8 protein-coding genes are annotated in these 14,355 nt (G+C 72.1%); 3 read left to right on the forward strand and 5 right to left on the reverse strand.

What is annotated here, in order from left to right; all coding sequences use genetic code 11:
* Positions 1-134 precede the first annotated feature (134 nt).
* Entirely contained in the window at positions 135-3,029 is a 2,895-nt protein-coding gene (locus ACQVFL_RS20600; RefSeq protein WP_396698389.1) for a glycoside hydrolase family 48 protein, read from the reverse strand.
* 975 nt (positions 3,030-4,004) lie between these two features.
* On the opposite strand from ACQVFL_RS20600, the gene ACQVFL_RS20605 reads away from it, so the two are divergent.
* Both ACQVFL_RS20605 and ACQVFL_RS20610 read left to right on the forward strand, forming a co-directional pair.
* Complete coding sequence (locus ACQVFL_RS20605) at positions 4,005-5,495, forward strand: GH1 family beta-glucosidase (RefSeq protein ID WP_431727389.1); 1,491 nt, start codon at positions 4,005-4,007, stop codon at positions 5,493-5,495.
* A 140-nt stretch (positions 5,496-5,635) separates the two neighbouring features.
* Complete coding sequence (locus ACQVFL_RS20610; protein WP_431727390.1) at positions 5,636-6,868, forward strand: MFS transporter; 1,233 nt, start codon at positions 5,636-5,638, stop codon at positions 6,866-6,868.
* A gap of 47 nt (positions 6,869-6,915) precedes the next feature.
* Here ACQVFL_RS20610 and ACQVFL_RS20615 read toward each other — a convergent pair whose 3' ends face one another.
* From ACQVFL_RS20615 to ACQVFL_RS20625, 3 genes are all read right to left on the reverse strand, one after another.
* Positions 6,916-7,338 carry a roadblock/LC7 domain-containing protein gene (locus tag ACQVFL_RS20615; protein WP_431727391.1) on the reverse strand — a complete coding sequence of 141 codons (423 nt, stop codon included), beginning with the start codon at positions 7,336-7,338 and terminating at the stop codon, positions 6,916-6,918.
* The gene (locus ACQVFL_RS20620) at positions 7,335-9,788 is read right to left on the reverse strand and encodes a sensor histidine kinase (protein WP_396698265.1); all 2,454 of its coding nucleotides are present in this window, start codon (positions 9,786-9,788) and stop codon (positions 7,335-7,337) included. Before ACQVFL_RS20620 ends, ACQVFL_RS20615 begins: the two co-directional genes overlap by 4 nt.
* Positions 9,789-9,938: 150 nt before the next feature.
* Positions 9,939-11,324 (reverse strand): FGGY family carbohydrate kinase, encoded by a 1,386-nt coding sequence (locus tag ACQVFL_RS20625; RefSeq protein ID WP_431727392.1) that lies wholly within the window; start codon positions 11,322-11,324, stop codon positions 9,939-9,941.
* 258 nt (positions 11,325-11,582) lie between these two features.
* On the opposite strand from ACQVFL_RS20625, the gene ACQVFL_RS20630 reads away from it, so the two are divergent.
* On the forward strand, positions 11,583-13,496 hold the full coding sequence (locus ACQVFL_RS20630) for an anthranilate synthase family protein (RefSeq protein WP_431727393.1): 1,914 nt from the start codon (positions 11,583-11,585) through the stop codon (positions 13,494-13,496).
* 83 nt (positions 13,497-13,579) lie between these two features.
* On the opposite strand, the gene wrbA is transcribed toward ACQVFL_RS20630, so the two are convergent.
* Positions 13,580-14,197, reverse strand: coding sequence for an NAD(P)H:quinone oxidoreductase (gene wrbA / locus ACQVFL_RS20635; protein WP_396698259.1), 618 nt, complete (start codon positions 14,195-14,197; stop codon positions 13,580-13,582).
* Positions 14,198-14,355: the final 158 nt, after the last annotated feature.

Genomic DNA, 14,355 nt, shown 5'->3' on the forward strand with positions numbered 1-14,355 from the left:
GCGTCGGCCAGAGGGGCCGACCCACCCCGGCCTGACCGTGGGTGTCAGGCCGTCGTTCGGCCGGTACCTGCCTCTACCCCCGAGGCCCGGCCGAAGCCTCCGGGTGGGTCACCGCCCACCCGGAGGAGTTTCGGTCAGCCGTTGGGGAACAACTTCCCGTAGTCGGCGTACGCCATGGCGACGTCCGCCTGTGCCCAGAACCGGTGGTAGCGGAACTCCGGCTCCGGCCCACCGTCGAGGTAGGCCTGGACCTTGGGCCATGCCGGGTCGTTCTTGTAGAACGACCGGATGTCGAGGAAGCTCTTGCCCGGGGCGATGACGTCGCCGTTGGGCATGCGGCCGGTCCATCCCTGCGGGATGTAGAGGCCCTGCCCGGTGGAGGCGTCGTAGACGTCGTCGAAGCGGCGGTAGTCGCCCCGCTTCTCCACCGTCGAGACACCCTGCGCGTCGCTGTTGGCGTGCAGGGCGTCCAGCAGACCCTTGGCGGTGGTCTTCGCCGCCGTGTCACCCGACTTCGCGGCGTAGGCGATCAGCGTGCGGGCGTAGGCGGCGGCGACGCCGACGTCCTGGCCCTTGACCGTCACCTCGACGTGCAGGTTGGTGTTGGGCTGCGGGTTGGTCGGGTTCCAGGTGGTCGGCTGGCCGGTCCAGCGCATGTCCGACGGGATCGACCAGTTGGTGCCCACCGTGGTGTTGGCGATCGCCCACGGCACCCACTTGTCCAGCAGCGCCTTGGCCTTCGCGTTGCCGCTGACCAGGTACAGCTCGGCGATGCGCTGCATCGACCAGACCTGCATGCCGAACCACTGGTTCGACGGCGGGTCGTTGTAGACCGGGTCCTCGTCGTAGAACATGCCGTAGAAGGTGGACGTGCCGGCCGGCGGCGTGCCGTAGTGCCCGCCCCAACTGTTGGTCGCGCCACCGGCGATGCCGCCCTCGGCCGACTGGAGCCAGGTGTAGAACTCCAGCTGCCGGTTGAGGCTGTTGGTCCAGTCCGCCGCCGCCGTGGACGAGCGCGGCTTGAGCTCGTTGACGTTGGTCAGCGCCCACGCCGCGAACGGGTTCTGGTAGCCGAAGTGGCTGTGGCTGGAGCCGATGCGCCACGACCAGTTCTGGCCGGCGTCGTACGCGCCGCCCCAGGCGTAGTACCAGGACAGCAGGTAGTGCGCGGAGTCGCGGCCGTTGCCGGCCGGGCACTGGCTGGCCCCGACGCAGTTGCCGATCCGCTTGAAGTACTTGTCGAACATGGCGTACCGCAGGTAGTCGCCCATCTTGGCGGCCTTGGTCACGGTGGCCGCCACGTCGGCCTGCTTGTTCTGCTCCTTGGCCCAGGTCAGCGCCCAGTAGGCGGCCTGCACGGCACGGGCGTCGGCGTCCGGGGCGTTGGTGTACTTCCACTGCCGCGCCGGTGCGTTGGACTCCTTGACGAACAGGTCCAGGTAGCCGTACTGGCCGCCGTGGCGGAACGTGTCGCAGGACGGCTGCGGCACGGTCTCCCAGACCGACTCCTGGGTGCCGCGCTGGAAGGTGTTGATGTAGGCCGGCCGGGTGGTGCCGTTGCCGCAGCGTCCGAAGCCGTAGGTGTTGTCGACGTCGAGCAGCCAGTGCATGCCGTAGATGTCGCCGGTGCCGTAGGTCTGCTGCAGTTCCGAGCGCAGCGGGTCGCGGCCCACCGGGACCGACGTGTCCAACTGCGACGGGTACTGGTTGGGCAGGTCGTGCTCGGCGGCGTAGCTGGCGTCACCGGCGGCGCCGGCGGTCGGCTGGTCGGCCGAGGACGGGATGATGTACTTCTCCATCACCGTCCAGGCGTTGTTGAACGGCGCCCAGTTCTGGGTCACCCGCCCGTAGTAGGCCTCCAGCCACAGCCAGAAGCTGAACGCCTCGGAGGTGGTCTGGTGGCCGTGGTCGGGCGCCTCGACGATCAGCGTCTCGATCGAGTGGTACGGCACGCCCTCGGGGCTGAAGTAGCCCGAGTTCTTGATCTTGCCGTATTGGGCGAGGAACCGCTCCACGTACTCGCCGTCGCCACCGCCGGGCACGTCGTTGTCGATCTCGGTGACGGTGATCGCCAGCGGCGCGTAGCCGGTGGCCGAGGCGGTGATGGTGGCGGTGCCGCCGACGGTGTCGGCGTCCTCCGCCGCCGCGACGGTCACGGTGACGCCGGTGCTCCAGTTGCTCGGGGTCAGCGTGACCGTGGACGGGGTCACGCTGATGTCCGAGTCACCGGTGCGCACCAGGCTCACCGCGACGTTCGAGGTGGGCGCCCGGTCCAACTTGAGGTTGAACGTCGAGGTGCCGCCCTCCGGCACGCTCACCGAGGACGGGGTGGCGACCAGCGCCGGCCCGGTGGCCGCGGTGACGGTGAAGGTCCGCTCGGCCACCGCCGAGAGGTTGGCGTTGTCGTACGCCCGCGCCTGCACCGTGTACGAACCCGCCGGCAGGTCCTCCAGGGTGTACGCGTACGGGGCGGTGGTGTCGGTGTAGACCAGCAACCCGTTGCGGTAGAACTCCACCTTCGTGATGGTCCCGTCGGCGTCACTGGCCGTGGCGGTCAGCGGCACGTCGGCCGGGGCCACGAACGGCCCGGCGGGCACCGACAGACTCACCGTCGGCGGCTGCTGCGGCACACCGCCACAGGTGACCCCGTTGACCGAGAAGGACGTCGGCTTGGGGTTGCTGCCGCTGTAGGAGCCGTTGAAGCCGATGGTGGTGCTGGCGCCGGTGGCCAGGTTGCCGTTGTACGACTCGTTGACGGCGGTGACCTCGTTGCCGCTCTGGGTCCACCGGGCCGACCAGCCCTGGGTGACGCGCTGGTTGCCGGGGAAGGCGAACTTCAGCGTCCAGCCGGTGATCGGGTCACCGAGATTCTTGACGGTGACGTTGGCGGTGAAGCCGTTGCTCCAGTCGTTCGTCGCATAGACCACGTCGCAGGCCGGTGCGGCCTGTGCGGCGGCGGCGGGCACGGTCACCCCGCCGATCGCCAGCGCCGCGGCGGCGAGCCACGCCATGCGCCGACGTCTTGCCAGATTCTTCATCTGCGCGGTGTCTCCTCGGGCAGGCCGGGGACGGTGCCGCCCCGGCGCGACGCCGCGCCGACAGAGTGTCCGCGAGGCGCCGAGTGGATGGTGGTCTCACTGTCGGCACGAAGGCCGGGGGCGGCGGGGGCGCCGTCGTACGACTGCTGCTCCCCGCTGCGATCAGGACGCCGGACCGGACAAGCCGGGCTGCCCTCGGCAACCTGCACTCACGCGTATCTGGCTCCACGCGGTCGATCGACAGTGTGCCATGGAAGCGCTCCCAGATCCAGCACAGGAACTTCCGGAAACACCGGCTTGTTTCGATCTCGTTTTGGGGCTTTCACAAAGCCGTGACGGGCGTTACAGTCGCAGCAACGTCGATGGGAGCGCTTCCATCGACGAGGTTCCAAAAAGAAGATCACCCGGGGCTGTGCCCACAGCACCGGGGAGTAGACCAGAGGCCGACGGCGGGCCAGCCCGGACACCGCCGTCAGCCGCCGCCCCACCACAGTGGAGGGAGGTGGACCTCAAGCCACTCGCGTGGCCCGGCTCCCGCGCGACACGCACGACTGGGACGCCAAATCCGCCCGTGCGTGTACCGCAACACGGTGGGGACGGGGGTTGCCCTCCCCCGTCCCCACACTAAACCCCCGTTCACGATGGGAAAAGAGGCCGACGGGTCAGACGCGCGTCACACGCGCGCCCCGCACCGGCAGTCGACCCGCCCGCCGACCGTGCGACGCCCGCCGACCGCCTCGGGCGCGCGCCATCCCGGTCCGCGCACTGCGGAATCCAGCGCACCCCGGTCTCGCCGACCCGATGCCCGACCGGCAGCGCCATCTTTCCCACCCCCAGCCGTTCCCGCCGCCAAGGCAGCCCCGGACCTGCGACGATCCGGCCCTTGGCGGGCACCGCCCACCCTTTACCCTGTATTGGGAGCGCTCCCGAGGGCTCAGGCGGTCAACCATCCACGAGGAGAACTCCATGTCGATACTCACCCGGCGCGACCTGCTGCGCCACGCGGCGCTCTCGGCCACTGCCGTCACCCCCGCCGGCGCCGCCATCGGCACCACCGCAGCCGCCGGTGCCGCCGTTACCCTCGCCGGCTGCCAGCCCGGCGACACCGACCGCACCGCGCCGGAGACCAGCCCGGCCACCCGGCTGCCCTTCCCGCAGAACTTCGGTTGGGGCGCGGCCACCTCCGCCTACCAGATCGAAGGCGCCGCCAAGGAGGACGGCCGCGGCGAATCGGTCTGGGACACCTTCAGCCACGCCCCCGGACGCATCCGCAACGGCGACACCGGGGACATCGCCGCCGACCACTACCACCGCTACGCCGACGACCTCGATCTGATGCGCGACCTGGGGCTGCGCAGCTACCGGTTCTCCATCTCCTGGCCGCGCATCCAGCCCGACGGCACCGGCCCCGCCAACCAACGCGGCCTCGACTTCTACCGCCGCCTCGTCGACGGCCTGCACGAGCGGGGCATCTCCCCGATGGCCACCCTGTTCCACTGGGACCTGCCCCAGGCGTTGCAGAACACCGGCGGATGGGAGTCCCGCGACGTCGCCCAACGCTTCGCCGACTACGCCGCCATCCTCTTCGACGCCCTCGGCGACCGCGTCCCGGTCTGGCTGACCATCAACGAACCCAAGACCGTGGTGCAGAACGGCTACCTCTCCGGCCACCACGCCCCCGGCCTGCGCGATCCCGACGCCGCCTACCTGGTCGCCCACCACCTGCAGCTCGCCCACGGCCTCGCGGTCCGCGCACTGCGCGACACCAGCGGCACCGGCCGCATCGGCCCCGCCTTCAACCTGCACCCCTGCTACCCCGCCGACGACTCCCCCGCCGCCGCCGAGGCCGCCCGCCTCTACGACGGCTACGAGAACCGTCTCTACCTCGACTCCGCCCTCAAGGGCAGCTACCCCGAGGACGTCCTGGCCGACCTCGGACCGGACAGCCGCATGGTGCGCGGCATCCGCGACGGCGACCTGGAGATCATCTCCGCCCCCATCGACCTGCTCGCCGTGCAGTACTACACCCCGATCTACGTCACCGCCACCGGCGGCACCGTGCGCCGCTGGCCCACCTCCGAGGCCGAGTGGCAGCAGATCTACCCGGACGGCATGTACGACATCCTGACCCGGGTCACCCGCGACTACGGCCCCATCCCGCTCACCGTGACCGAGAACGGCCTGCCCACCCCCGACGTACTCGCCGACGACGGCACCGTCGAGGACACCAGCCGGGTCACCTTCCTGCGCGACCACCTCGCCGCCGCCCACCGCGCCGTCACCGACGGCGTGCCGCTGGAGAGCTTCCACGTCTGGTCGCTGCTCGACAACTTCGAGTGGGCCGAGGGCTACGACCAGCGCTGGGGCCTGATCTACGTCGACTACGCCACCCAGCGCCGCGTCCTCAAGCGCAGCGCCCACTGGTACCGCCAGGTCATCGCCGACAACGCCCTCTGAGGTGTAAGGAGGGGTCCCCTGCTCACGCCTCGTGCATAGCAGGGGACCCCTGCCAACCACTCCCCTCCGGCGGTGACCCGCACCGTTCCGGCAGCGACGCGGGTCCGCGCCCGCCCCGGCCCTGCACTAGGGTCGGCCGCATGGTCGATCGCGCCCCGTTGGGGCGGCCGTTCTGGACATTCTGGAGCGCCGCCGCCCTGGCCAACCTGGGTGACGGCATCCGCGTCGCCGCGTTCCCGCTGCTCGCCGCGGCACTCACCGACGATCCGCTGGCCGTCGCCGTCGCCGCCGCCGCCCAGTTCCTGCCCTGGCTCGTCTCCGGGCTGCTCGCCGGTGCCCTCGCCGACCGCCGCAGCGCCCGCACCCTGCTCGCCGCCGCCGACACCGCCCGGGTCGTCGTGCTGGCCACCCTCGCCACCGCAGTGGCCCTGGGCTGGGCCACCATCGCCCTGGTCGTCGTCACCGCGTTCCTGCTCGGCATCGGCGAGACCCTCCGCGACACCGCCGCCCAGGCCGCCGTCCCCCGATTGGTCGCCGACGCCGATCTGGAGAAGGCCAACGGACGCCTCGTCGCCGGGGAGATCGTCGGCAACGAGTTCGTCGGTCCCCCGGTGGGCGCGATGTTGTTCGTCGTCGGCGCGGCCATCCCCTTCGCCGTCAACGGCGCCACCCTCGCCCTGGCCGTGATGCTCGTGCTCTCCCTGCCGCTGACCCTGGCCCACCGGAGCACCGGCGCACCCACCGACGAGACGCCGACCGCCGAGGGCGACGGCATCCTGGCCGGCCTGCGGTGGCTGATCCGCCAGCCGATGCTGCGTACCCTGGTGCTGGTCACCGCCGCGGTGGCCGCCGCCGACACCGCCTGGTTCGCGATCTTCGTGCTCTACGCCCGCGACGCCCTCGGCCTCGGCGCGTTCGGCTTCGGCCTGCTGCTGGCAACCGGTGCCGCAGGGGGCCTGATCGGCTCGTTCGCCGCCGACCGGCTGGTCGCCCGGTTCCGCCACCGCCACGTGCTCACCTGGTCGACGGCCGTCACCGCCGGCGTCCCCGTGCTGCTGGCCGTCACCCCGCACCGCGCCGCCGCCGTGGTCGTGGTGGTCGCCACCAGCGCGGCGTTCGCCGTGCTCAACGTGGCCGCCCTGTCCGTCCGGCAACGGCTCGTGCCCGGTGGCCTACTCGGCCGGGTGATCGCCGCCTCCCGCATGGTCACCTACAGTTGCACCGCGCTGGGCGCACTGGCCGGCGGCGCGCTGGCCGCCGGTGCCGGCATCGAGGCACCGTTCGTGTTCAGCGGGGTCATCGCCGTCGCCGCCACCGTCGCCTGGTGGTTCGCCTCCCGACGCGGCACCCCCGGTGCCCTCGGCCTGCGGTAGGCCGAGGGCACCGCATCCGGGAGGTCAGGTCCTCCGGCCGGACCGGGTCAGCGGGGCAGGGCCTGCTGCAACTCGGCGCGCAGCGCCGGGGTCAGCATCTCCCCGGCCTGCTTGGCCAGCCGGGCCATCTCGTAGCCCACCACGCCGATGTCGGCGTCCGCTGCGGCCAGGGTGGCCAGGATCGACCCGTCGCGGACCTGCATCACCAGGAAGTAGCCCCGCCCCATCTCGACGACGGTCTGCTTGACCACGTCACCGTCGAACATCTGCGCGGCACCGGCGGTGATGCTCATCAGACCCGAGGTGACGGCGGAGAGCTTGTCGGCGTGGTCTCGGGGCAGGTTGTCCGATATCGCCACCAGCAACCCGTCGGAGGACACCACGATCGCGTGGGCCACTCCCGGCACCCGCTCCGCGAATGCGCTGACCAGCCAGCTCAGATCCCGAGCCTGCTGCGACAAGGTGGTCACCTTTGTCCCCCTTCATTCCAGAAACCCGACGGTGGCACGGGAAACTGCATGGTCTCCTCGGCCTCGGCCCGCCGCACACCGCTGTACAACTTCGACAACATTCCGCCGACCGCCTCCGGGTCGGGGTCGTGCCGAACCGGCCGCTGCTGCTCCGGGCGGGCCGGCTGGGTCACCGAACTCAATTGCGCCATCGGGACCCGCATCGGCAGGCCACGGGCGTTGGTGCCGGCGGTCACCGGGACCGTCGGCGGTGCCGGCTGCCCGACACCCGTCGTCGGTACGGCCCCGGACGGTCCCTCCCGGGACCACCAGCCTCCACCACCGACCGGAACGGCCGCCGCCGGGGCGAGCACGTCCTCGGCGCGTACCGGATGGGTCTGTCGCGGCACGGTGGTCGGTCGACGGCCCGCGACCGGCAGTTCCACCGGGCCGGGACGGGCGGTCATGCCGGCCGGGATCCGCGGCGCCGGCGCCGGCTCGACGCTCGGCGCCGCCAGCAGCGCGCCGGGCAGCTTGATCCGGGCTACCAGGCCCCCGACGCCGCCGTGCAGCCGCACCTCGACGCCGTGCCGGGCCGCCAGGTGGCTGACCACGAACAGACCCATCCGCTCCACGGTCGCCACGTCGGCGGCCGGCGGGGTGGCCAGCACGGCGTTCGCCTCGGCCAACGCCGTCTCGCTCATACCGATGCCCTGGTCGGCGATCTCGACGACCGCGCCGGGGCCCTCGGCCCGCGCCATCACCTGCACCACCGTGTCGGGGCGGGAGAAGGCGGTGGCGTTCTCCAGCAACTCGGCCAGCAGGTGGACCAGCTCACCGACGGCGTGCCCGACCACGTGCAGGTCGGCCACGGCCTCGTGCCGGACCCGCTGGTACTGCTCGATCTCGGCGCTGGCCGCCAGCAGCACCGCGCCCAGCCCGATCGGCCGGTTCCACCGCCGCGTCGACTCGGTGCCGGCCAGCACCAGCAGGCTCTCGTCGTTACGCCGCATCCGGGCGGCCAGGTGGTCCAGCTTGAACAGGTTCTCCAACTGTTCCGGGTCGCCCTCCTCCCGCTCCAGGTCGTCGAGCAGCTCCAACTGCCGCTCGACCAGCACCTGACTACGTCGGGCGAGGTTGACGAACATGGCGTTGACGTTGCGCCGCATGTTCGCCTGCTCGACCGCCACCCCGACGGCGCTGCGGTGCACGGCGACGAACGCCTCGGCCAGCTCACCGATCTCGTCGAGCGAACGGACCACCGCCGGGGACACCTCGATGGGCGGTACGCCGCCGGAGACCGACCGCAGCCGGGCCAGCGCCTCCGGCAGTTCGAGTTGGGCGATGCGCAACGCCTGCGAGCGCAGCAGCCGGATCGACCGGGCCAACGACCGGCCGACCAGCACCGAGATCAGCACTGCCACCAGCAACACCGTGATGATCGCACCGATCAGCAGCAGCGTCTGACGCAGTTGGGAGCTGCTGGCCGCCTCCGCCTGCTGCACCGCCTCGGCCAGCACCTCGGCCTCGTACTGGCGCAGCAGCTCGTGACGGTTGTCGCCGGCCTCCCACCACTGGCCGCCGGTCAGCACCAACCGACCGGCCGCGATCTGGGCGATCGCCCGATCCTCCAGCTCAGCGGTGGCGGCGAAGACCGGGGTCACACTCATCTCGTCGTACCGGGCCACCTGCCCGTTGGTGGCGGCGATCCGGAACACGCCCAGCGCGGTCAGTTGGCGGGCCCGCAGTTCGGCCAGCCGTGCCCCGCCGTCGGCGCTGTAGCCGCTGTCCCGCGCGGCGGCGTACACCTCCGCGCGGACCCGCGCCGACAAGTCCTTGGCCCGGGCGAACTGCACGTACCGCAGCACCGCGTCGGCCAGCTCCGGGCGGTCGTTACCCGGCGCCGGCTGGGCGAGCAGGTTCAGCAGCCCCTCGATGGCCCGGTGGTAGTTACCGAGGATGGTGTCGTCGCTGAGCACCACGGTCGCCATCACACCGCGGATGTACTCGACCTGCTGCACCGCCTGCGACGCCACCGAGTAGACGTCCCGCCACGCCGGGTCGGCCTCGGCCACCGGCTCGGCCACCTCCCGCAGCGCCCGCGCCGCGTCGTCGGTGGCCTCCCGGTACTGCTGCAACGACCCCAGCATCGCCGCGCGGCCGGCCTCGTCCGCGCTGGCCCGCAGCACGGGCAGTTCCCCGGCGGTACGGTCGCGTTCCTGCTGCAGCATGTGCACCAGGTAGGTGATCTCCTCACCGACTCTGACCTGCGCGGCGAAGTCACTGAGGGTGCTCGCCCGCCCGACCAGGCTCTGGGCCTGCACTCCGGCCATGACCAGGAACGCCACCGACGGGATGACCAGCACGGCGGCGAGCTTGGTCCGCATCCGCCAGTCCCGCAACCGGAACGCGGACCGCCGCCGGTGGGGCACCACCCGGACGTCGAACCGCCGTCGGCGATGCGCTGACACCTCGGGTGTCTGATGTGCTGCACCCACAGGGTCCTCCTCCCCACGCGCCCGCCGCGACCTCGGGGAGCGCGGTCCATCCAACCAGGCCCCCGAGCAGTGTCAACGCCCTGCCCTGACGAAGGGTTCAGGACGAGACCGCCGGTCGCCACCCTATGCCGGGGTCGCCGGAGCTTGATCATCCGTCCGGCTGATGTCGGCCACCACCACGGCATCGGTGATCCGGCCGGTCGCCACGAGCGCCGCGCCGGTGGCCCCGATCTCCGGATGACGTCCGAAGTCGACCCGACGGGGCGTGAGCACCTGGGCGAAGGTGCGGCGCCACCAGGGCGAGGCGGCCATCGCGCCGCCGCCGAGGACCACGTCGGTGGGCCGTCCGACCATCGACTCCAGCCGCACCAGGTCATCCACGACCTGCTCGCACACACCGTGCATCAGCCCGGCCAGGACCTGCACCGAGGTGGTGCCGAAACCGAGTCCGCGCAGCTCACCGGAGCCGGCACTCCGGTCGCCGGGGGGACGATCGCCGCCGAAACCGACGTTGACCGGTACGCCCTCGCCGGGCGGCAACGACCCCAGGGCCCGCTCCAGCGCCGGGCCGGTGGGCAGCCGCAGCACCCGGTCCGCCCAGGCGAACAGATTCCCGCCCGAGGAGTACGCCGCCCCGGTGACCACGTGGTCGTGGTCGACACGGTAGCGCCACAGTCGCTGCGGCAGCGGCGACTGCGGAGCGTGCGCCGGCATCCGCTGCAACAGTCGTACCGCCGAGGAGGTGCCGACGGTCACCGCCGCCCGACTGTCGTCGATGCAGCCGGAGCCGACGTTGGACGCGGCACCGTCGCCGACCGGGGCCGTCCAGGACGCCTGCGCCAGGTCCGGCCAACGGCGGGCGTACTCGCCGCGCAGCCGACCCCGCCAGTCCCGGTCGGCCAGGTCGGGCAGGTCCTCGCCCCGGGCGCCGGCCAGCGCGCACGCCTCGGGATCCCAGTCCAGCGTGCTCAGGTCGAGCAGGCCGGTGCCGGAGGCCTGGGACATCGACATCGGCGCGTCGGTGAGCAGGTGTCCCAGCGCGTACTCGACCAGGCCGGTGAAGCGGCCCACCCGGACACCGGCGTGCTCGCGCAGCCACGGCAGGCGCACCGACCAGTAGCAGCGGTGCCACCAGGTGCCGGTGCGCTGGTGGTAGTCGACCGGGTCGACCGGCCCGGCCAACGCCGACGACGGCTCGGGGCGGGTGTCCAGCCAGGTCAGCACCGGGCCCAGTGGTGCGTCGTCGACGCCCAGCGGCAGCACCGAGTGCCACTGGGCACTGACCGCGATCAGGTCCACCTCGCGCAGGTGACCGTGTGCGTGCAGCTCGTCGAGGCACTCGACCAGGCAGGCCAGGTACTGCCGAGGGTCCAGGGTGCCGGCGCCGTCGCCGTCGACGGTGAGCACGGTCTTGCGTCGCGCCAACGCCCCCGGCAGGGGACGGATGTCGGCGTCCATCACGAGCCCCCGCACCGAGGAGGTGCCCAGATCCAGCGCGAGAATGTTCATCGCGGTCAACGTACCCGTTGGCGTCGGCACCCGGGCGTCACCGCCCGCGCGGGTCCGCCGAACGGCTTCCCCACCGCCCGCACCGCGCGTAGGGTGTGCCCATGCCTACGCGCCTGTCCTGCTGGTGGCCCGCCGACCCGGCGGCCCTCCTGCACGCGTAGCGTCATCCACGCGGCCGCCCGACGAGGCGGCCGCCGGTCACGGTTTTCCGGCCCGTGGGCCGCCGCAACGGCGGCTCCCGGCCCCCAGGAGAGACCGATGACAGCACTGACCGACCTGCTCACCGCGCTCGCCGACGGCACCGACCCGGGCCCGTTCGCCCTGGTACGCCGCGACGACGCCACCCACCTCGACCTGTTCACCGGCACGGTGGACACCGCCGCGCGACTGGCCGACCTGCCGCTGCCCACCGACGTGCCCGGCCCGGCCACGCTGGCGCTGGTGCCGTTCCGGCAGGTCACCGAACGCGGTTTCGCCTGCGTGGACGACGGCGTACCGCTGGAGTTCCTGCGGATCGGGCGGCACGTCCGGGTGCCGCTGACCGACGTCCTCGACGCCTTACCCGAGGGCCCGGTACGCGCCACCGACGCCGCCTTCGACGTCCCCGACGACGCATACGCCGCCGTCGTCGCCCGCGTGCTGGCCGAGGAGATCGGACGCGGCGAGGGCGCCAACTTCGTCATCCACCGCACGCTGCACGCCCGGGTCCAGGGCACGCCGCTTGCCGCCGCGCTGGCCGCCCTCCGGTCGCTGCTGCACCGCGAACGCGGGGCGTACTGGACGTTCGTGGTGCACACCGGCACCCGCACGTTGGTCGGCGCCAGCCCGGAACGGCACGTCAGCGTCGACGACGGGCTGGTCATGATGAACCCGATCAGCGGCACCTTCCGACACACCGGCACCACCGCCGACCGGGCCGCCCTGCTGCGCTTCCTCGCCGACACCAAGGAGACCGAGGAGCTGTACATGGTCCTCGACGAGGAGCTGAAGATGATGGCCACGGTGGCCGACCGCGGCGGTCAGGTGGTCGGGCCGTACCTCAAGGAGATGTCGCACCTGGCGCACACCGAGTACCTCCTGGCCGGGCACGGCAGCCGAGACGTACGCGAGGTGCTGCGGGAGACGATGTTCGCCCCCACGGTGACCGGCAGCCCGATGGAGAACGCCTGCCGGGTCATCGCCCGACACGAACGCACCGGCCGCCGCTACTACGCCGGGGTGCTGGCGCTGCTCGGCCACGACGACGACGGCCGGCAGACCCTCGACGCGCCGATCCTGATCCGTACCGCCGAACTCTCCCCCACCGGTGAGCTGCGGGTGCCGGTCGGGGCGACCCTGGTCCGGCACTCCACACCCGCCGCCGAGGTCGCCGAGACCCACGCCAAGGCCGCCGGGGTGCTGGCCGCCCTCGGCCTGGGACCGCAGGCACCCCGCAGCGGGCCGCAGCCGCCCCGACGCCTGGCCGACGACCCCGAGGTACGCGCCGCACTGGCCGCCCGCAACGCCCCGCTGGCCCGGTTCTGGCTCGACCAGCGGCCGACCGGCGCCCTGGCTCTGCCCGCCCTGGCCGGCCGCCGGGCCCTCATCGTCGACGGCGAGGACACCTTCACCGGCATGCTCGCCCACCAACTCGGTGCCCTCGGCCTGACGGTGACCGTCCGACCGTGGCACACCACCGGCCCGGTCCACGACCACGACCTGGTCGTCGTGGGACCCGGACCCGGCGACCCCACCGGCGACACCAGCAAGATGCAGCGGCTGCGTGACCTGCTCACCGACCTGCTCGACGCCGGGCACCCGACCCTGGCGGTCTGCCTCGGCCACCAACTCCTCGCCGGCCTGCTCGGGCTGCCCGTCACCCGCCGCGACGCCCCCTACCAGGGCATGCAACGCACCGTCGTGCTCTCCGGCACGCCCCGCCGGGTCGGTTTCTACGCCACCTTCACCGCCCACGCCGACACCGACCACCTGGACAGCGGGTACGGCCCGGTCGAGGTGGCCCGCGACGAGGTCGACGGTGCGGTGCACGCGCTGCGCGGCCGGGGCTTCGCCGGGGTGCAGTTCCATCCCGAATCGGTGCTCAGCCCGGACGGCGTCGCGGTGCTGGCCGACCTGCTCACCGAGCTGCTGCCGGCACCGGCCGGCGAGTTGTCCACCACCGGGCAGGCATAGCCGGCCCGATCCGGGGTAGCGCTGTTCACGGCCGACGGTCCGGGCGGGTATGAGAGCCCCCGCCCGGACCGCCGGTCCCTGAGTCAGCCGGCCAGGCCCTGCTTGAGCGCCGCACCGATGCGCACCGCCCGCTTGGCCGTCAACGCCGTGGCCTCCAGCGCCACGTGGTCCGGCGCGGTCTCACCGTTGTTGCTCGTGTGCGACGCACCGTACGGGTTGCCGGAGACGAACTGGCTCGGCTCGGTGTAGCCGGGCGCGACCACGATCCCGCCCCAGTGGTAGAAGACGTGGAACAGCGACAGCAACGTCGACTCCTGCCCACCGTGATGTGTGGCTGTCGAGGTGAACGCCGAGTACACCTTGTTGGCCAGCGCACCCTGCGCCCACAGCGGCCCGGTGGTGTCGATGAACTGCTTGAGCTGCGCGGCGATCAGACCGTACCGGGTCGGCGAGCCGAAGATCACCACGTCGGCCCAGCTCAGGTCGTCCGGCTGCGCCTCCTCGACGTCCTGGGTCTCCAGCCGGTGTGCCTCCCAACCCGAGTTCGACCGGATCGCCTCGTCCGGGGCCAACTCGCGCACCTTGCGCAACCGGACCTCCGCACCGGCCTCCTCGGCGGCCTCCCGGGCCGACTGCGCCATCTGGTACGTGATGCCGGTCGCGCTGTAGTAGATCACCGCCACCTTGACCTGTGCCGCCATCGCCTACGTCCTTCCTGCCGTGATCGTCGGTAAGCTCCCGCGACTACCCGTTGCTTGCGTCGACAAACATTCGTCGGATTCGACCGACCCCGCCGCACGCCCTGTCCACCGGTCGACGGACACCCGGTCCCGTCCTCCGGTCGTCCCACCGCGCGCCC

Origin of the sequence: Verrucosispora sp. TAA-831, assembly GCF_050780145.1 — a bacterium.
In the GTDB taxonomy this organism is placed as follows: Bacteria; Actinomycetota; Actinomycetes; order Mycobacteriales; family Micromonosporaceae; genus Micromonospora.

Excerpts from the sequence above, each read along its gene's own strand:
- ACQVFL_RS20605 (WP_431727389.1), top strand. The coding sequence starts at position 4,005 with ATGTCGATACTCACCCGGCGCGACCTGCTGCGCCACGCGGCGCTCTCG.
- ACQVFL_RS20610 (WP_431727390.1), top strand. The coding sequence starts at position 5,636 with ATGGTCGATCGCGCCCCGTTGGGGCGGCCGTTCTGGACATTCTGGAGC.
- ACQVFL_RS20625 (WP_431727392.1), bottom strand. The coding sequence starts at position 11,324 with ATGAACATTCTCGCGCTGGATCTGGGCACCTCCTCGGTGCGGGGGCTC.
- ACQVFL_RS20630 (WP_431727393.1), top strand. The coding sequence starts at position 11,583 with ATGACAGCACTGACCGACCTGCTCACCGCGCTCGCCGACGGCACCGAC.
- wrbA (WP_396698259.1), bottom strand. The coding sequence starts at position 14,197 with ATGGCGGCACAGGTCAAGGTGGCGGTGATCTACTACAGCGCGACCGGC.